The 17,000-nt window shown below is 44.3% G+C and carries 18 protein-coding genes; 2 read left to right on the forward strand and 16 right to left on the reverse strand.

Translation table 11 applies throughout. The annotated features are described in order from the left end of the window. Nucleotides 1-278 precede the first annotated feature (278 nt). On the reverse strand, nucleotides 279-437 hold the full coding sequence (locus MHB43_RS21105; RefSeq protein ID WP_339177615.1) for a hypothetical protein: 159 nt from the start codon (nucleotides 435-437) through the stop codon (nucleotides 279-281). A gap of 372 nt (nucleotides 438-809) precedes the next feature. Between MHB43_RS21105 and MHB43_RS21110 the strand changes: the two genes are divergently transcribed. After that, nucleotides 810-1,616 carry a hypothetical protein gene (locus MHB43_RS21110; protein ID WP_339177617.1) on the forward strand — a complete coding sequence of 269 codons (807 nt, stop codon included), beginning with the start codon at nucleotides 810-812 and terminating at the stop codon, nucleotides 1,614-1,616. Between the two features lie 144 nt (nucleotides 1,617-1,760). Then, nucleotides 1,761-2,288, forward strand: coding sequence for a pyruvate kinase (locus MHB43_RS21115; protein WP_100527191.1), 528 nt, complete (start codon nucleotides 1,761-1,763; stop codon nucleotides 2,286-2,288). A gap of 628 nt (nucleotides 2,289-2,916) precedes the next feature. Here the strand turns inward: MHB43_RS21115 and spo0A are convergent. The 15 genes from spo0A to MHB43_RS21190 all read right to left on the reverse strand — a co-directional run bounded on the left by spo0A (nucleotide 2,917) and on the right by MHB43_RS21190 (nucleotide 16,950). Then, on the reverse strand, nucleotides 2,917-3,726 hold the full coding sequence (gene spo0A, locus MHB43_RS21120) for a sporulation transcription factor Spo0A (RefSeq protein WP_036614349.1): 810 nt from the start codon (nucleotides 3,724-3,726) through the stop codon (nucleotides 2,917-2,919). 195 nt (nucleotides 3,727-3,921) lie between these two features. Next, nucleotides 3,922-5,250, reverse strand: coding sequence for a SpoIVB peptidase (spoIVB, locus tag MHB43_RS21125; protein WP_339177621.1), 1,329 nt, complete (start codon nucleotides 5,248-5,250; stop codon nucleotides 3,922-3,924). Between the two features lie 120 nt (nucleotides 5,251-5,370). Continuing rightward, nucleotides 5,371-7,089: a DNA repair protein RecN gene (gene recN / locus MHB43_RS21130; RefSeq protein ID WP_076215806.1), complete on the reverse strand. Its 1,719-nt coding sequence runs from the start codon at nucleotides 7,087-7,089 to the stop codon at nucleotides 5,371-5,373. A 239-nt stretch (nucleotides 7,090-7,328) separates the two neighbouring features. Further along, nucleotides 7,329-7,778 (reverse strand): transcriptional regulator AhrC/ArgR, encoded by a 450-nt coding sequence (gene ahrC / locus MHB43_RS21135; protein ID WP_017687604.1) that lies wholly within the window; start codon nucleotides 7,776-7,778, stop codon nucleotides 7,329-7,331. 84 nt (nucleotides 7,779-7,862) lie between these two features. Continuing rightward, nucleotides 7,863-8,348, reverse strand: coding sequence for a hypothetical protein (locus MHB43_RS21140; RefSeq protein WP_339177624.1), 486 nt, complete (start codon nucleotides 8,346-8,348; stop codon nucleotides 7,863-7,865). Nucleotides 8,349-8,432: 84 nt separating this feature from the next. Further along, nucleotides 8,433-9,278 (reverse strand): TlyA family RNA methyltransferase, encoded by an 846-nt coding sequence (locus MHB43_RS21145; protein ID WP_237174550.1) that lies wholly within the window; start codon nucleotides 9,276-9,278, stop codon nucleotides 8,433-8,435. A gap of 22 nt (nucleotides 9,279-9,300) precedes the next feature. Then, on the reverse strand, nucleotides 9,301-11,208 hold the full coding sequence (dxs, locus tag MHB43_RS21150; RefSeq protein ID WP_237174549.1) for a 1-deoxy-D-xylulose-5-phosphate synthase: 1,908 nt from the start codon (nucleotides 11,206-11,208) through the stop codon (nucleotides 9,301-9,303). A 283-nt stretch (nucleotides 11,209-11,491) separates the two neighbouring features. Beyond that, entirely contained in the window at nucleotides 11,492-12,397 is a 906-nt protein-coding gene (locus MHB43_RS21155) for a polyprenyl synthetase family protein (protein ID WP_405117925.1), read from the reverse strand. Next, nucleotides 12,390-12,647 (reverse strand): exodeoxyribonuclease VII small subunit, encoded by a 258-nt coding sequence (gene xseB / locus MHB43_RS21160; protein ID WP_017687599.1) that lies wholly within the window; start codon nucleotides 12,645-12,647, stop codon nucleotides 12,390-12,392. The genes MHB43_RS21155 and xseB overlap by 8 nt, the downstream gene beginning before the upstream one ends. After that, nucleotides 12,637-14,001 (reverse strand): exodeoxyribonuclease VII large subunit, encoded by a 1,365-nt coding sequence (gene xseA, locus MHB43_RS21165; RefSeq protein ID WP_339177634.1) that lies wholly within the window; start codon nucleotides 13,999-14,001, stop codon nucleotides 12,637-12,639. The genes xseB and xseA overlap by 11 nt, the downstream gene beginning before the upstream one ends. 10 nt (nucleotides 14,002-14,011) lie before the next feature. Next, nucleotides 14,012-14,869 (reverse strand): bifunctional methylenetetrahydrofolate dehydrogenase/methenyltetrahydrofolate cyclohydrolase FolD, encoded by an 858-nt coding sequence (gene folD, locus MHB43_RS21170; protein ID WP_017687597.1) that lies wholly within the window; start codon nucleotides 14,867-14,869, stop codon nucleotides 14,012-14,014. Between the two features lie 61 nt (nucleotides 14,870-14,930). Continuing rightward, on the reverse strand, nucleotides 14,931-15,383 hold the full coding sequence (nusB, locus tag MHB43_RS21175) for a transcription antitermination factor NusB (RefSeq protein WP_017687596.1): 453 nt from the start codon (nucleotides 15,381-15,383) through the stop codon (nucleotides 14,931-14,933). A 222-nt stretch (nucleotides 15,384-15,605) separates the two neighbouring features. Beyond that, entirely contained in the window at nucleotides 15,606-15,839 is a 234-nt protein-coding gene (locus tag MHB43_RS21180; protein WP_339304863.1) for a DUF2273 domain-containing protein, read from the reverse strand. A gap of 14 nt (nucleotides 15,840-15,853) precedes the next feature. After that, nucleotides 15,854-16,393 (reverse strand): alkaline shock response membrane anchor protein AmaP, encoded by a 540-nt coding sequence (amaP, locus tag MHB43_RS21185; protein WP_405117926.1) that lies wholly within the window; start codon nucleotides 16,391-16,393, stop codon nucleotides 15,854-15,856. A gap of 146 nt (nucleotides 16,394-16,539) precedes the next feature. Beyond that, nucleotides 16,540-16,950 (reverse strand): Asp23/Gls24 family envelope stress response protein, encoded by a 411-nt coding sequence (locus tag MHB43_RS21190; protein WP_017687593.1) that lies wholly within the window; start codon nucleotides 16,948-16,950, stop codon nucleotides 16,540-16,542. Nucleotides 16,951-17,000 lie beyond the last annotated feature (50 nt).

Below are 17,000 nucleotides of genomic sequence, written 5' to 3' on the forward strand. Positions count from 1 at the left end.
CGAAGACGTGTTATTTCAATATCCCTCCACTTCAATATTTTCTAGCGTTGTAAATTCATTTTTATCAACATTAATGTTTTCATTGGCTTTCATTCATTAGTCCAACTTCATTAAATACTGCTCTATAGTGGACAAAAAGACCGCCAATTTAAAACATCAGCGGTCTTCTCATTGTATTATTTTATTATATTGCTCACCTGTTGCCCTTTTGAAAAGGGAATTACAGGTGAGCAATGACCATTTGATATTTTGTGTTTTAGGCTAAGAGAAGAATGTGACTACAATCTCAACCTTCTTGTTGTTGTTCTTGTTGTTGTCACTGTTTCCGTTGTTCTTGTTGTTTTTACTGTTGTTGTTGTCTTGATCCTTAAAACATCCTTTAATCTACTTTCCATAATCTTCCTCACAAAAAAGAATACTTTCTTGTAATATTGCATAGATTAATTTCCTCCTTGTTACAAAAGGAGATTGCTCACCATCCCATACTTTATTAAATTCTACCAGATGCGTTGCGAGAAAACAATTCACAGAATTAATTCTATTTAAGATTTATTAAATCTTGTACAACAAAAGCCAAAATCATGCTTAGTAGATAACTGAAATTGTGAAAATTGGAACAGCTACATTTTTCCTTATGTAAATTAATACCCAATAAATTTTTACATTACCAAATAATACGTATTATTACTATCATTGCTTATTAATGTCGCCTGCATTATACTCCTAATTATTGGTTCTAATATTAACTATATAGAATCGATAACCCATTTTGGAGATGGTGTAAATAAAAAATTTCGGAGGGAATTTAATTGTTTAAAAAGGCATCTTTAAAATCGTTTTTCCGTATTACTGCTCTAACTATGGCTTTCTTATTATTTGCTGTAACTGGTGCACAATCTTATTCGTTAGCCGCAGGTGTAGAAAAGTTGCAAAGTGATCAAGAAGTTGTAACCAGCACAGAGGATAATATTGTTCCAGAAACTGTTGCTGATGAAAGCTCAAATATCACAGAGGATGCACGCACCACAGACGATGAAAGTCAAAGTCAGAGTAACGTTGCAGAATCTCCGTCTAATGAAAACTACCATAATGTAAACATTGGCGACTTTGATATTATTGGAGAAGATGTTCCACTTGAAGAGTCGAAAGTAGCATGGGTACTCCCTTGGGTTGGTTGGGAAATCGGAAAAGTTATAGTTTGGCTGGCTGCTGGAGCCGCTGTTGGAGTAACTGTTATCGAAGGCTTTGTAGAAGCTAAAGCGTTTGTGAGTGAACTCACAAAGAGCAAACAGAAAGATAAACCTAAATATTATAGAGTTAAATACGATAAACTAAACCTGTATGTTGGTGCCCCATTGACAGATGACCAAGCTTTTTCAATCATTTCTAGCCCATATGGTGAAGTTTGGACACCAAGTTATAATGACGGTAGAATTCTCGCAGCTAAATTTGCAGGTAAAAATGGAAAAATCATCTCAGAAAATCATTCCAAGAAAAATTATAATGATACTCGCTATTTTTGGCATTTCCATGGAGAGAAGTCAAACGGAGTTCGCTCAGGACATATTTTTCAAGGAACTGAAGGTCAAATGGGACAGATACCAAAACCAAAATAATGAGCAATTAACGTAAAGCATATGATATTCTAGAAATACATATACCATCTCCAGAACTAAATGCTATATTTCGAGACAACTTCAGCAATTGCATGAAGTTGTCTTCTTAACCTAATTAATTTAAGAGAAGAGGATGAAGAAGAATTGCATATTAACATACAACAACTATATGAGCGATATCTCACCCTAAATATACCAAATCCTTTTTCATTAGAGCAAATTCACGATCACCTGACCAATAAATATCACGCTGAGAAAGTGGATCTTAGCCTTTTCTCAAATTTAAGTAGTGATCCTTATGCTGACTTCGATCAAGCTATTGCTGCGTATGTGTTCAAAGACAAGCGCGGAATTATTGAACTATTAAAACTGAACAACAAAGAGGAAATTTATGAGCCTTTAGAATTTGCTTGGATCATAAATTCAACAATACAGGGTTTTTCTCACATGCTATGTGTTGAGATAAGTGTACTACAAATAGAGATACCCAAGGAACAGATGGTTCTGGGAAACTTACTATTTGAAGAGTATCTGGTAGCTCTCTATTTAACTGGTCACATTTATTTTGAAAATGATCAATTAATTGACAAAGTGATAGCACGTTATAAAGAAGGTTACCGTCTCCGGTATTTTGGGAACCAAAACGGTGACGATACTTATCTGTGCAATTAAACTATAACCACTTTTGATGCTCTTTCACATTGAAAGAGCTATTTTATTAGTAGGCATGATTTTCTAGACAAATCAGCCCGTCGCGGTGGAAGTGTCAATTGTAAAAAAAGAATGTCATTATGATCTAACGCCCCTCCCCTAGTCCCTCAAAAGTGTTGTCTAATATGGATTAGACGACACTAAGGGCCTTATAATATCCATATTATATAAATAAATCTCTTAAAACACCTGATATAATTCGATTTCGCAATTTATTCATAAAAACTTAAAGTTCCAACTATATTTAGCATACTTCACATAAACAAATTAAACTGCATCAGAATATTGTTTTTTAACCATTTTTGTTTCTTTTATAAGATGGATATTCCCTGACAGTACCTTCAGCGTTTGCTCGTAGCTAGACAAGGTCTTACGATAAAGATTTTGGAATGAACAGTATAGCATAAAGTTATCTAACTGAAATTCATTATCATTCATAAAAATACCGTCCTTTACTGGATATCTTTAATCCAATAATTGACGGTATTCGTTGGCATATATTACAGAAGTTTATCGGCATGAAATGTCATTTGGTTAGAATCAAAACTGAATCCAAACTATACTTGCCAGCTCACAACTCCTGATCCTTTCAGCTTACCTTATGCTCAATTCTCAGCTTATCAGCAACCATCGCAATGAATTCCGAGTTTGTCGGCTTCGACTTGCTGATATTGATCGTGTAACCAAACAAGTGGCTGATGCTGTCGATGTTACCGCGAGTCCATGCCACTTCAATGGCATGACGGATGGCACGTTCGACGCGGGACGGCGTGGTTTTGAATTTTTCGGCAATCGCCGGATACAGTGTTTTGGTGATGGCTCCCAAAATTTCGATATTGTTATACACCATCGTAATGGCTTCGCGCAAATACTGATATCCTTTAATATGCGCAGGAACGCCGATTTCATGTATGATGGACGTAATATTTGCATCCAGATTTTTGTGTTTGCCCATTGGCACAACATTGGATGATTTCATGAACATGGATGATCCGCTACTTGTGGACATCGCCGTCTGTGTTCCCACCAGTTGACGCACACGATTCGCAAGCACTTCCATGTCAAACGGCTTAAGAATATAATAAGAAGCTCCGAGTTGCACGGCACGCTGTGTGATATTCTCTTGTCCGAATGCCGTAAGCATAATGACTTTAGGCTGTGGAGACAGGTTCAGGTCGCGCAAGCGCTCAAGCACACCCAGTCCGTCCAGGTGAGGCATGATAATATCCAGAATCAATACATCCGGCACATCCCGAGTTTGCTCCAGCAATTGCAGTACTTCTTCTCCATTGTATGCAATACCGGTTACTTCCATATCTTCCTGCTCAGATATATATTCGGCAAGCAAATTCGTAAATTCACGATTATCATCGGCCAGCAATACCTCAATTTTTTGCAAAACGGTATCCTCCTTTAAATTAAACATCGTTTCGTACATTTCCTTACACGTTTAATTTTCGACACAGCCAGTTAAATTCCTCCTGTCGAAAATTATTTTTCTTTATTTTTTTTTCTTGATCCTATATAATAAATAATTTATTTCATTATCCGATATATTATGTTTGCTTTCGACAAAAAAGAACCTCAGGGCTGTTTAGCCAGCCTTGAGGTTCTTATCGTTTTCCTTCTTCATCATAACGCCAGCATCTTGTAACATCCATTCAATGAAGCAACCGTAACCCGATTTGGGATCATTCACGAATACATGAGTAACTGCACCAATCAACTTACCATTTTGTACAATGGGGCTGCCACTCATCCCTTGAACGATACCTCCGGTCTTATCCAGCAGTTTCGGGTCCGTGATTCGAAGCACCAGACCTTTTGTTGCTGGTTCGGTTTGATCTGCCACATGAACAATGTCAATGGAGAAGCGTTCAACTTGTTGACCGTCAACCACGGTAAGTATTTCGGCCGGTCCTTCCTTGACTTCATGAGAAAAAGCTACGGGAATGCCTTTCGAATACAGACTGTGCTCAGGATTTCCGGACATTTTACCAAAGATACCAAAAGCCGTATTACGTTCAATATTGCCCAAAATTTTGCTTTCCTTGAGGAAATGAGCACGTTTTTCACCGGGATCACCGGTCTCACTTTTAGAAATGGACGTCACATTGGACTGAACAATCTGACCACTACCCACAACAATAGATGTTTGTGTGTTCATGTCTGTAATCACATGGCCCAGTGCGCCGTATACGCCCTGATCTGGAGCATAGAAGGTAAGTGTGCCAACACCGGCTGCAGAATCACGAATGTACAATCCAAGCCTCCACGCTTGATCCTCGGAGTCATACGCCGGAGTTAATCGTGTCTTCACCGTTTCCTTACCACGTTTTAACACAACATCAATACCTTTTTTACTTTTACCTGCAAGTTCAACGGCTTCAGAGACACCTGCCACGCCATCAAGGCGTTTACCATCCATATGCGTAATCAGATCTCCGAGCTTAATGCCAGCCGTTTCTCCTGGCGATACACGCTCATCCTGCCCAGAATGGACCAGATGATGACCTACCACCAGAATGCCTGCCGATTTAACTTTAACGCCAATCGTTTGACCACCGGGTACAACACGCAAATCCGGTATCACATTCACATGGACTGTTTTGACCGGAATTTTACCCCACAATTTCAACGTTAATTTGGCATGTCCCGTCTGTTGGGGGTGAAGATGCAAAGGTTGTTGCCTGGTAACATGCATCGCTGCCCGATCATCCAAACCAACGATATCAGGACGATCTACAACGGCGCTTGAAGCAGCAGGTACAGCGAGCCGGACATCCGCTTGCCTGCCAGCAAACACCTGTAATTCATCCGGCAGTGAAGCAAAACTTTGCACAGGCTGAATGGCCTGGCTAATCACACAAAGAAAGAAGGCAAATAAAAGACCTAGCAATTTCTTCCTGAGGGGGGAATTCAATGGCTGTCACACTCCCTTTGCTTCTTTCGCTTGACGAAAGGTGGTCGCCAATTGCGTACCTTTAAGATAACCTCGCCCCCAGGCTTTTATTACTGTCAATCATTACGCCAGCCGTCCGTTTCACCCTTTTTTGGCTTCCGCCAAATTCAGCATTTCCTGTGCGTGATGCAATGTTTTTTCTGTAATTTCCACGCCGCCCAGCATACGTGCCAATTCCTTCACTCTGCCTTCGTCTGACAGCGATTCCACCTGCGTCATCGTCCGTCCATCGTAGACATGTTTCTCAATGAGATACTGATGATCTGCCATACAAGCCACTTGTGGTAAGTGCGTTATTGAGAAAACCTGACAAGTCGAAGACAAGCGGAACAGTTTTTCCGCAATAGATTGAGCTGCTCTACCGCTAACTCCTGTATCAACTTCATCAAAAATCAATACAGGTATCCGGTCATGTCGCGCAAAGATACTCTTCATCGCCAGCATCATTCTCGACAACTCACCACCTGAAGCAATCTTGCCAAGTGGTCGTAATGGCTCGCCCGGGTTCGGTGAGATCAGGAATTCCGCATTGTCCGCACCCTGACGATTCAGACGAATACGACGTCCATTCCATTCAATGCCCTTTGGATCTTCGAAAGGAGTTATCTGAACACGCAGTGTAGTCCGCTCCATTTGCAGATCCTTGAGCTCGCTTTCCACCTGTGCAGCAAGTTCCTCGGCGCATTGTTTGCGAACCTTGCTGAGCTCTTCAGCAGACTCCATCACAAGGTTAAGCATTTTGTCACGTTCAGCTCGCAATTTCTCCAGCCGTTCGTCCTTGTTCTCCAGTTGGTCGGTTTCATGGCTAATCTGCTCATAATAACTCAGAATAACTTCAACACTGTCCCCGTATTTCCGTCTGAGGCCAGAAATCAGATTCAGCCTTTGCTCCACTTCTTCCAACCTTGCCGGATTAAATTCAATCTTCTCCCGGTAATCCCTTAACTGAAATGTCGCATCTTCCAATTGATAAAATGCGGATTGAAGCTGTTCTACGATTGGTTGCAGTCCTTTGTTATCATATCCAGAAATGTCTTCAATTCTTGAAAGGGCAATGCTCACAGCTTCAAGTCCGCGTTGACCACTGAGCAGATCATATGCACCAGCAACACTGTCCATCATTTTCTCACTATGGGATAGTTTGACCCGTTCTTCCCCGAGTAATTCATCCTCGCCTCGTGTAAGGCTTGCCGCTGCGATCTCCTCAAGCTGAAAGCGATACATGTCCAAGAGTTGATATGCCCGCTGACTGGACTCCTGAAGCGCACGCAGTTCCTTTTCCGCCGTGATAAACTTGCTGTAACGCTCTTGATACGTCGCTTTGACAGGTCCGATGACTTCCGAGCCATAAGTATCGAGAAGCCCCAGATGGCTCTCTGCACGCAGCAAACTCTGATGTTCATGTTGTCCATGAATATTGATCAGCTTCTCGCCTACTTCCCGCAGCATGGTCAGATTGACCAACTGTCCATTAATGCGGGACGTACTCTTCCCCTGTGTGTTCAGTTCACGTCGAATGACCAGATGCTCTTCAGGCTCACAATGGATACCCAGCTTCTCCAATGTCTGCCATACCGGATGACTCTGCTCCATCTCGAACAAGGCTTCCATCTCTGCCTTGTCACAGCCGTACCGGATCAGATCCGCTGAACTTCGTCCACCAGCAATTAAGCCAAGTGCATCTATAATAATCGACTTTCCTGCACCCGTTTCCCCTGAAAGTACATGGAATCCCGGATGGAATACAACGTCCACTTCTTCCACCACAGCCAGATTTCGAATCGATAACGTAACTAACATCTGCAAAAACACCTCCGGATGACTAACTCAGAAATTATGTTTTTGAACCATTGATTCAAGAGGTTGTTCAAAAAGTCCGCTTTTGATTACAAAGGATGCCTGGTGGCATCATCAGCATCGAATATGGAATTTAGCCGAAATGTCCGTTGCTCACATAGTTTTCCCTACGCTCCGCTACTCCATTTCTAGCTTCATCCCATCTTCTCGGTACTGAAAACCGATCTTTTTGAACACGCACTTTAAGCAATATAACCCATGATGCGTTCAATAACGGTCACGCTGTTACCTTCAGTCCGGCAGATAATCAGAATGGTATCATCTCCACAGATCGTGCCCATGACTTCATTCCACTCAATATTATCAAGCAAAGCTGCAATGGAGTTGGCTGTTCCTGGCAGACATTTCATCACAACTAGATTGTTTGTGTGATCAATGTGCAAGAAGTTGTCAACGAGTGCACGCTTCAACTTTTGAATCGGATTATATCGTTGATCTGTTGGCAAAGAGTATTTGTATCTTCCGTCATCCATTGGAATCTTGATTAACAGAAGTTCCTTGATATCCCGGGATACCGTCGCCTGAGTCACCTGAAAACCTGATTTGCGTAGTGCTTCAACCAGATCATCCTGGGTCTCAATTTCATTTTGACTAATGATTTCACGAATCTTGATGTGCCTTTGTCCTTTCATACATGCCTCCAGTTAAATGTATTGCAATAAAGCAGCATTTGTAATTCGCCGCAGACTTTGCCCTGCAATGTTCATTCTTTTATATTAGTCCAGATCATCCCCATCATACACATCTTCCTGATAGTCCATGAGCCTGATTAACTTAATATCGGAATCCTCCACGTCAACATACAGCAATCCTTCACAGCCAGGATATAACAACAGATAATTGAGGAAGCGATCCCTTAGCGCAGGGCCGGTCATTTCAATTGGCTGTCTGCGACGAGACGTTTTCACCAGGTATCTGAGATCCTCACGTTCTGCAACATAATCAATGAATAATCTGCTGTAATAAATGGATTCATTGGCCTCAAAAGCCAGAGGGACTTTCATTTTGCCACCAATGACTTCGTAACCCTGTGCTTCAAGCAAGTCCAATGCCGGGGAATCCTGAATCTTCACGTTCAGTTGCATTCCAGACAAGCTTACTGGCATCGGTCGATTCACCCAATTACGTAAGCCAAAGAACAACCACAAGATCAAACAGACAGCAAGTACACCTATAACGATTGTGTCATATTGACCATCCATTATCGCTCACCTCGAAGACATATTCGAGGTTCAGTAACGATTTCCCTTTACATCAATCACCTTTCCAGCGAAAAGAAACCCATCTTATGATGAGTTTCCCTTAAATGTATGAGCTGCTTCCTTTGCAACTTGCTCTGCAAGTGCGTCAAGTGAAGCTGGATCGATCTCTGGTTGTGTTGCCTCTGGTGCTTCCAGACGCCAATGTGCGAGAAATTCGATATTACCTTCTCCACCGGTTATCGGTGAAAAAGTTAAATTCTGCAGATGCAAACCAAGTTGACTGGCAAAATGAAGCATCGTCTGCAATACATCCTTGTGTACCTTCGTATCACGTACCACACCGGACTTGCCTACTTTTTCACGCCCTGCCTCAAATTGCGGTTTAATCAATGCAACGATATCTGCAGGTTGTTTCAAAAGAGCCAGAAGTGGCGGCAATATGATTCGCAGTGAAATGAACGACACATCAATGCTCGCAAAGTTCGGTACGGGACCTGCCAGATCTTCAGGAGTCACATAGCGGAAATTGGTTCGTTCCATTACAGTAACCCGTTCATCATTACGCAAAGACCAGTCGAGCTGATTATACCCCACATCAATAGCGTAGACGTGAGACGCGCCATGCTGAAGTGCACAATCCGTAAATCCACCGGTGGATGAACCAATGTCGAGCATGACAAGTCCATTCATATCAAGGCCGAAATGACGGATCGCTTTTTCGAGCTTCAATCCGCCTCTGCCGACGTAGGGATGTACCGAGCCTTTAACTTTCAGCTCGGCTTCCCTTGGAATTTTCATGCCCGCCTTTTCGATTGGCTCATTATTGGCATATACCAGTCCAGCCATGATTGCAGCTTTTGCCTTCTCACGACTTTCATAATAGCCCTGCTCAACCAGCAGAACATCAATTCGTTCTTTCGGGAGTGACATGTCTGTCTCCTATCATGTAAATTTACGAAGGAAAACGTGTTTTGGGTATGCCGTAAGATGATTGAACAGCCATCTTGCGCAGTTCAGCACATACATTTTCAACGGTAAGACCCACTTCCTCACGTTGTTCCTTAATACTGCCATGCTCGATGAAACGATCCGGAATCCCCATCAGTTGCACATGTACGTCATGCAGTCCCTGTTCTGCGTAGAATTCCAGAACCGCACTTCCCATGCTACCTGCTTGGGATGCTTCTTCAAGTATAATCAATTTGGTGCCTCGAACAGCTAGGTCACGCAGCATTTGCTCATCCAGAGGTTTGAGGAAGCGAGCGTTGATTACGCCTGCTGTAATCCCTTCCCGCTTCACCATCTCTGCTGCTTCTTCTGCAAGCTGTACCATCGACCCTGAAGCGATGACAGCATATCCTTCGGATGGACGCAGTTGCTCCCATGATCCGATCGGAATCGGAACAAGTACATCATCCAGAGGTACACCAACCACATTGTTTCGCGGATAACGGTAAGCAATTGGACCTTCATTATAATCAAGCGCCGTTTTCATCATGTGACGCAATTCATTTTCGTCTTTTGGCATCATCAGAACGATATTTGGAATATGGCGCATAAATGCCACATCATATACCCCTTGATGTGTTTCCCCATCCGGACCAACAAACCCGGCACGGTCAATGGCAAACATCACATTAGCGTTATGTCGGCAAATATCATGTACGATCTGATCATATGCACGTTGCATAAACGTAGAATACACGGCAAAGACCGGCTTCAAGCCTTCCATAGCCAGTGCAGCACACATGGTTGCCGCATGCTGTTCTGCGATCCCTACGTCAATCATGCGGTCAGGGAATTCCTTACTAAAAGGGATGAGACCTGATCCTGTAGGCATTGCTGGCGTTACAGCTACGACCCGCTTATCCTGCTTCGCAAGATCAATTAGTGTTTGACCAAACACTTCCGTGTACATCGGTTTTCCGACTGCCTTCAGCACTTGCCCAGATTCAATTTTGTACGGAGAAATCCCGTGCCACTTGTGCGAATCAGCTTCTGCTGGCTGATAACCTTTGCCTTTGGTCGTAAGCACGTGAACGAGCACAGGACCATCAACGTTATCTGCCTGTTTGAAGGTTTCAATCAATTTGGGAATATCGTGCCCATCAATCGGTCCCAAATACGTGAAGCCCAGTTCTTCGAAAAGAACACCTGGTACCATCATATATTTGACACTATCTTTGATCCAGCTTGCCGATTTGGCCAAACGGTCCCCAATAGCAGGAATTTTTTTAAGCATCCCCTCGACATCATCTTTCGCTTTCAGATAATGACGATCCGAACGAATCTTGCTCAAATATTTATGCATGGCCCCAACATTTGGAGCAATGGACATTTCATTATCATTCAGAATAACCATCAGTTTTCTCTGCTCATGACCGATATGATTAAGGGCCTCAAAAGCCATACCACCTGTAAGCGCTCCATCACCAATCATCGCGATAACTTGGTTGTTCTCACCCTTCAGATCACGTGCAAGAGCCATCCCCATCGCAGCGGACAATGAAGTACTGCTGTGTCCAGCTTCCCATACATCATGTTCACTTTCGTTGCGTTTGACAAACCCGCACAGGCCGTTATGTTGACGCAATGTATCAAAGCGATCCATACGCCCTGTCAGGACTTTATGCACATAAGCCTGATGCCCTACATCAAAAATCATTTTGTCTGCTGGACTGTTATAGCAGTAATGCAGGGCTACCGTGAGCTCAACCACGCCTAAGTTGGGTGCGAGATGCCCACCTGTAACAGACAGCTTCTCAATCAGAAACTGCCGGATCTCTGCCGACAAAAGGGCAAGATCATCCTGAGACATCGACTTTAGATCACTGGGTTGTTTAATTTGTGGAAGCAGCACGAGAATCTCCCCGCTTTCCTAGATTGTTTAGTTATTGTTGTAAATCGATATATACATTATGAATCAAATGACATTAAATCATTATAACATAAAAGAACAAGAATCATAATTTACTGCACTATACTCCCGATAACGAGCATTCTCGCCAGCAAGTTATTTAAAATTCTTCTCCATATGTATTCCCGCATCCATTCGGGACAGACTTTTTCCATCCACTCGGAAAAAGGACATTACATTCATTACACGGTTATACAGGTTTTGAAACAGACCGCTCCGTCAGAATCTAATGGTCACGACTCATCAGATAATCCGCAATTTCCAGCAATCTGGATGAATCAGGTAACTCGGCTCTTTCAAGTGCATCTTTTGCAGATTGGGTAAGGGATTTCACTTCCTCTACAGAAGCCTCCATGCCGATAAAATAAGGATACGTTACCTTCTGCTGATTCACATCGCTCTGTGTTTTCTTGCCCATCTTCTGCTCGTCGCCCGTCAGGTCGAGAATATCATCCTGAATCTGGAACGCCAGCCCCAGATCACGTCCAAACACACGCAGTGCTTCCAATTGTCCTTCCGTTGCTCCACCGATTCGTGCTCCAGCAATGAGTGAGAAAACAATCAGGTCACCCGTTTTGTGCAAATGAATATATTGGAGCTGTGCAAGATCAGTCATGCCCTGCTCGCCTTCCATATCCGCAACTTGACCGCCGACCATCCCTCTTGCTCCAGCAAGTTCGGACATGTCCTCTACGATGGACAGCAACGCATCTGCCGCCACACCACTACGGCGTCCAGCTTGAACAATGCTATAAAAAGCATGGGTTAACAGCGCATCCCCTGCCAATATGGCTGTTGCCTCACCATATACCTTGTGATTGGTTAATTTTCCTCTACGGTAATCATCATTATCCATAGCAGGCAGGTCGTCGTGGATCAGTGAATACGTATGAACCATCTCCACGGCGCAGGCTACCGGCATTGCAGCTGTACGCTGTGCACCGAAGGCTTCCGCCGCAGCAACGACCAGAAGAGGACGAAGGCGTTTGCCTCCGGCCATGAGTGAGTACTGCATCGCATCCGTCAGCGATTGGGGTACATCCCAGTGATCGGGAAGCGTATGTTTCAACGCTTCCGTCACCTCAGCTGTGACCTCTTCGAGGTATGCTTGAAACGAAGGACGATTACTCATGGACTTCACCGCTCTCATCGTCAGCAGTTCCGAAAGGCTTCTTGCGAAGCTCTCCATCTTCTTCTACGATCATTTCGATCTTGCGTTCCACTTGTTCCAGCTTCAAACCGCAAAGTTGCGAAAGTTTCATCCCGCGCTGAAACAGATCGATGGCCTGTTCCAACGGAACATCACCATGTTCCAGCTGACCTACGATGTCTTCCAATGCCGCCATTGCCTCTTCAAAATTCAATTCCGGTTCATTCGCCATGGGTATTGTCGTCCTCCTTCATTACCCAAACCTGACAGTCCAGCTGTCCGTCTGTTAATTTAATCTTAATTGAATCTCCAGGCTGTACATCCTTCGTTGACTTGATCAATCGCTGTTCTTGCTCGTCATAGACAAGGCTATATCCCCGTGACATGACTTTAAGTGGGCTAAGCGCATCCAGATGCCGCACAGATGATTTCCACTGTTGCTGCTTCGATCTGGTTATAGACCTGATCGCAAGTTCAAGTTGTCTGCGTGCTGCCGCATTCTCACGGCGTGCTGCATTGACCTGCTCACGAGGATTGAATCGTTGCAGTGCTGCCCTCAGACGCTCCTGCTTCTCTCCTGTCCATTTCATACGCGTATCCACTGTTCTCAAAAGCCGTTGGTGCATCATATCCAGTCGTTCCGTATGCTGCATCAAGGTACGTCTTGGATGAACCAGCACTGGCGAACGCTGTAATCTTGCGAGCCGTTCGCGATTATGTACAGCACGCTGACGCAAGCTATGCTGTAACTGGCGCTGACGTTGTCCAATCTGATCAAGCAACTCAGCTCGATTAGGTACAGCTAATTCAGCAGCTGCTGTAGGTGTAGCCGCACGCAAATCGGCTGCAAAATCAGCAATAGTGAAGTCCGTTTCGTGCCCAACCGCAGAAATGACAGGAATATCCGAAGCAACTATTGCTCTTGCCACAATCTCCTCATTAAAGGCCCACAACTCCTCCAGTGAACCGCCTCCGCGTCCAACGATAAGTACGTCAGCTTCTCCCATCCGGTTCAAGTTGGCAATCGCTTTGACGATGGAAGGTGCTGCACCTTTGCCTTGTACCAGAACAGGATACAAAACAACTTTGGCAGAAGGGTATCTACGCTGAAGTGTGATCATGATGTCTCGCACCGCCGCTCCCGTCGGTGAAGTTACAACCCCGATGGTCTGTGGATAACGAGGGATCTGTCTTTTTCGCGAAGGTGAAAATAACCCTTCACCCTCGAGCTTTTTCTTCAGCTGTTCGTAAGCCAGATACAGACTTCCAATTCCGTCCGGCTGCATATGGGTAGCGTAGAATTGATACTGCCCATCCCGTTCATATACCGAGACATTACCACGGGCAATAACCCTTGCACCCTCCTTCGGTACAAAGGGTAATCGCTGGTTATGGGACGCAAACATTATTGACTTGATTCGGCTGTCCTTGTCCTTCAATGTAAAATACATATGGCCGCTGGAGTGATGCGTGAAATTCGAAATCTCCCCGCGCAGCCAGACGTCCGACAGGACCTGATCCGATTCCAGTTTCATCCGGATGTATCGGTTCAGGTCTTTGATGGAGTATATCTTCTGATCTGCCACAGACAAAACCCTAGGCCAATCCGTGAGCGCGCTTGGCAGCGATCAATGTATTTTGCATCAGCATTGTGATTGTCATCGGACCAACACCACCAGGAACGGGTGTAATTGGACCAGAAACTTCTTTCACGCTCTCGAAATCGACGTCTCCTGCCAGTTTGCCATTCTCCAAACGGTTCATGCCGACATCAATAACCACAGCACCCGGTTTCACAAAATCAGCATCCACAAAATTAGCACGGCCGATGGCTACAACTAAAATGTCCGCCTGACGCGTAATTTCTTTCATGTTGGCTGTACGGGAATGACACATGGTTACCGTCGCATTCTCACGTTGCAGTAACAGCGATACCGGTTTGCCGACAATGTTGCTTCTTCCGATGACCACTGCATGTTTACCGGACATTTCCAGTCCAGTACGTTTGATCAGCTCAATTACACCCGCTGGGGTACATGGAAGCAGACTATCGTCACCAATAACAAGATTACCAACATTGACTGGATGGAATCCGTCTACGTCTTTATCCACGGCAATTGCATCAATGACCGCTTTCTCTTCGATATGTTTCGGTAATGGGAGTTGAACCAAAATTCCGTTAATGGATTGTTGATTGTTCAGCTTGTCCACCAGCGCAAGCAGATCCTCTTGGGACGTGTCTGCATCCAAGCGATGCACTTCAGAGTAGAAACCGAGGTCGTGACATGCTTTTTCTTTATTACGCACATATACTTGGGATGCCGGATCTTCCCCGACGAGCACAACAGCCAGACCAGGTACTACCCCCTGTTCGCTAAGCTGTTTTACTTCTGTTGTCATGCTTGCGCGGATCTCTTGGGATACTTCTTTACCGTTAATAATAGATGCTGTCATTGTACTCTCTCTCCCTTATGTGAATATAAATTTAGAGGTTGTTCAAATAGTTAATCATAACTTAAGATAATTTTGCTTTAATCGCGTCAACTTCCTGAATCATGCGTCCAAGTACGCCATTGACGAACTTACCGGATTCTTCTGTACCAAAATATTTGGACAACTCAATTGCTTCATTGACAGATACTTTTGCCGGAATGTCATCACGAAACACCATTTCATACGTAGACAGTCGTAGAATCTGGCGATCTACACGTGACAGACGGCTAATCTGCCAACCTTTCAAATAATCAACAAGCAGCCCGTCAATGGCTTCCTTATTGTTCCAGGCTCCTTGTACAATCTCAGTAACATAAGTACGCATTACATCTGCATCACGGATAACTACTTCAGTTTCATTATCTTCAGCGGCTTCATTGATCAACATGTTTACAGCTTCTGCTGCACCCACCTCATTCATTTCCATCTGATACAGACTTTGTACTGCAATTTCCCTTGCCAAACGTCTTTTCATGTCCTGCCTCCTGCAGCGCTCCGTCTGGAGCGTCATCATGCTTATTTTATAATCCATGCATCCATCTCATCAAATCCAGTATCGGTTGAATCAATGGCTTCCATGGTATTGTTATTGTTATCCCTTTTCACAAAAAAACCTGCAATACGTTTCCTCCAAAAAACGGGCAACCTAAACTACAGCTCTATTTTCGGAAGAAACATATTGCAGGGTTCAGGTAGGTCACTTAAACGGACGCCAGCGATCGCCAAGCCATTGCCCCCACTCCCTCCAGGGAATGAACGAACCCAGCTTTGAATCGCTTCGTCTGCCTAATGTATAACCGATGAACACCAAGAGTGCAAAGAACAACATATCCCAAAAACCGATCCATACATAAAGAAATCCAAAAAAGATGCCGCCGATAATTCCGGTAATTCGGCCTCTGTGACTATCCCAAATCTCTTTCCACAGCATCAGTGAAACTCACCTCATTCCACTCGACTCTTGTAGTTAGGCGACTGGGTTACATTAGCGATATACACCGTGACAAAAGAAACCGGGATGCCCGTAATCTCTTGTACATGATCATGTATCGCCTTTTGCAGATCAGAAGTCAGCGCAGGAATAGGTTTCTCACCATCCACTACCGCACGGATCATAATCTCCAGTCCTGACTCAACCACGCGTATGCGTGCCTTGACATCACGTACTCCCCGGAAACGGGAAGTTGCCTTCAAACAGAGATTCTCAATCGTCTCCATCGAAATCTGTACATCACCAAACTCAGTACGTTGATCTACAGACGGCAACGATGCACGCTCACGTCGAACCGAGATGTAGAAAAATCGCAAACTCAGGATAAACAAAATCGCTGCTGCAATAACAGACGCAACAATAACGTTTTGTTCCTGCTGGTAATTCAATTCGTAAGGCAGCACACCGCTAATCAGAAGAATGACGGCTGCCGATATTGCTCCAACGCTTATGCTGTATATAAACAACAGAAGCCGATCCAGTATTTTAGCCACGAACTGCACAGCCTCCCTTGCTCACTAACATTACTTAACCAGTTCACTAGCAAAAAATCAGATCCTCATCTAGCTTTCGCTATAATGAAGACCTGTCCAAGACGGGATAACCCCCGGCAGATGATGCCGGGGGAATCTGTCTTCTTTTATTTTACGCGCTGACTGTTCAGGTCGATCTCTTCCACTTTCTCGGTGCTCTTGAACTGAACGTCATGAATGTGCACATTCACTTCATTCACATTCAATCCTGTCATGTTCTCGATGGAACGTTTCACGTTCTGTTGAATCTCCGTAGCTACTTGTGGCAGACGGTATCCGTACTCGATAATTACGGAAACATCAACTGCCGCTTCACGTTGGCCCACTTCAACTTTAACGCCTTTGGAAAGGTTTTTGCGACCAAGCAATTCAGCAAATCCGCCAGCGAATCCGCCACTCATGCCTGCAACACCTTTCACTTCAAGGGTCGCCAATCCAGCAATCACTTCAATAACTTCAGGTGCGATCTGGATTTCACCGATATCCGTTCGTTCAAATTCAGTCGGTAGTGTACTCATAACTGTTCAACACACCTTTCGCGAGATAAGTTTGCGGCCATCCGTCAGGG

Origin of the sequence: Paenibacillus sp. FSL H8-0317 (genome assembly GCF_045040685.1) — a bacterium.
In the GTDB taxonomy this organism is placed as follows: Bacteria; Bacillota; Bacilli; order Paenibacillales; family Paenibacillaceae; genus Paenibacillus.

Bases quoted from the DNA above. Each gene is read 5' to 3' on its own strand.
- MHB43_RS21105 (WP_339177615.1), bottom strand. From the start codon at position 437: ATGCAATATTACAAGAAAGTATTCTTTTTTGTGAGGAAGATTATGGAA.
- recN (WP_076215806.1), bottom strand. From the start codon at position 7,089: ATGTTAGTTACGTTATCGATTCGAAATCTGGCTGTGGTGGAAGAAGTG.
- ahrC (WP_017687604.1), bottom strand. From the start codon at position 7,778: ATGAAAGGACAAAGGCACATCAAGATTCGTGAAATCATTAGTCAAAAT.
- MHB43_RS21140 (WP_339177624.1), bottom strand. From the start codon at position 8,348: ATGGATGGTCAATATGACACAATCGTTATAGGTGTACTTGCTGTCTGT.
- MHB43_RS21145 (WP_237174550.1), bottom strand. From the start codon at position 9,278: ATGTCACTCCCGAAAGAACGAATTGATGTTCTGCTGGTTGAGCAGGGC.
- MHB43_RS21155 (WP_405117925.1), bottom strand. From the start codon at position 12,397: ATGAGTAATCGTCCTTCGTTTCAAGCATACCTCGAAGAGGTCACAGCT.
- xseB (WP_017687599.1), bottom strand. From the start codon at position 12,647: ATGGCGAATGAACCGGAATTGAATTTTGAAGAGGCAATGGCGGCATTG.
- folD (WP_017687597.1), bottom strand. From the start codon at position 14,869: ATGACAGCATCTATTATTAACGGTAAAGAAGTATCCCAAGAGATCCGC.
- nusB (WP_017687596.1), bottom strand. From the start codon at position 15,383: ATGAAAAGACGTTTGGCAAGGGAAATTGCAGTACAAAGTCTGTATCAG.
- MHB43_RS21180 (WP_339304863.1), bottom strand. From the start codon at position 15,839: ATGCTGTGGAAAGAGATTTGGGATAGTCACAGAGGCCGAATTACCGGA.
- MHB43_RS21190 (WP_017687593.1), bottom strand. From the start codon at position 16,950: ATGAGTACACTACCGACTGAATTTGAACGAACGGATATCGGTGAAATC.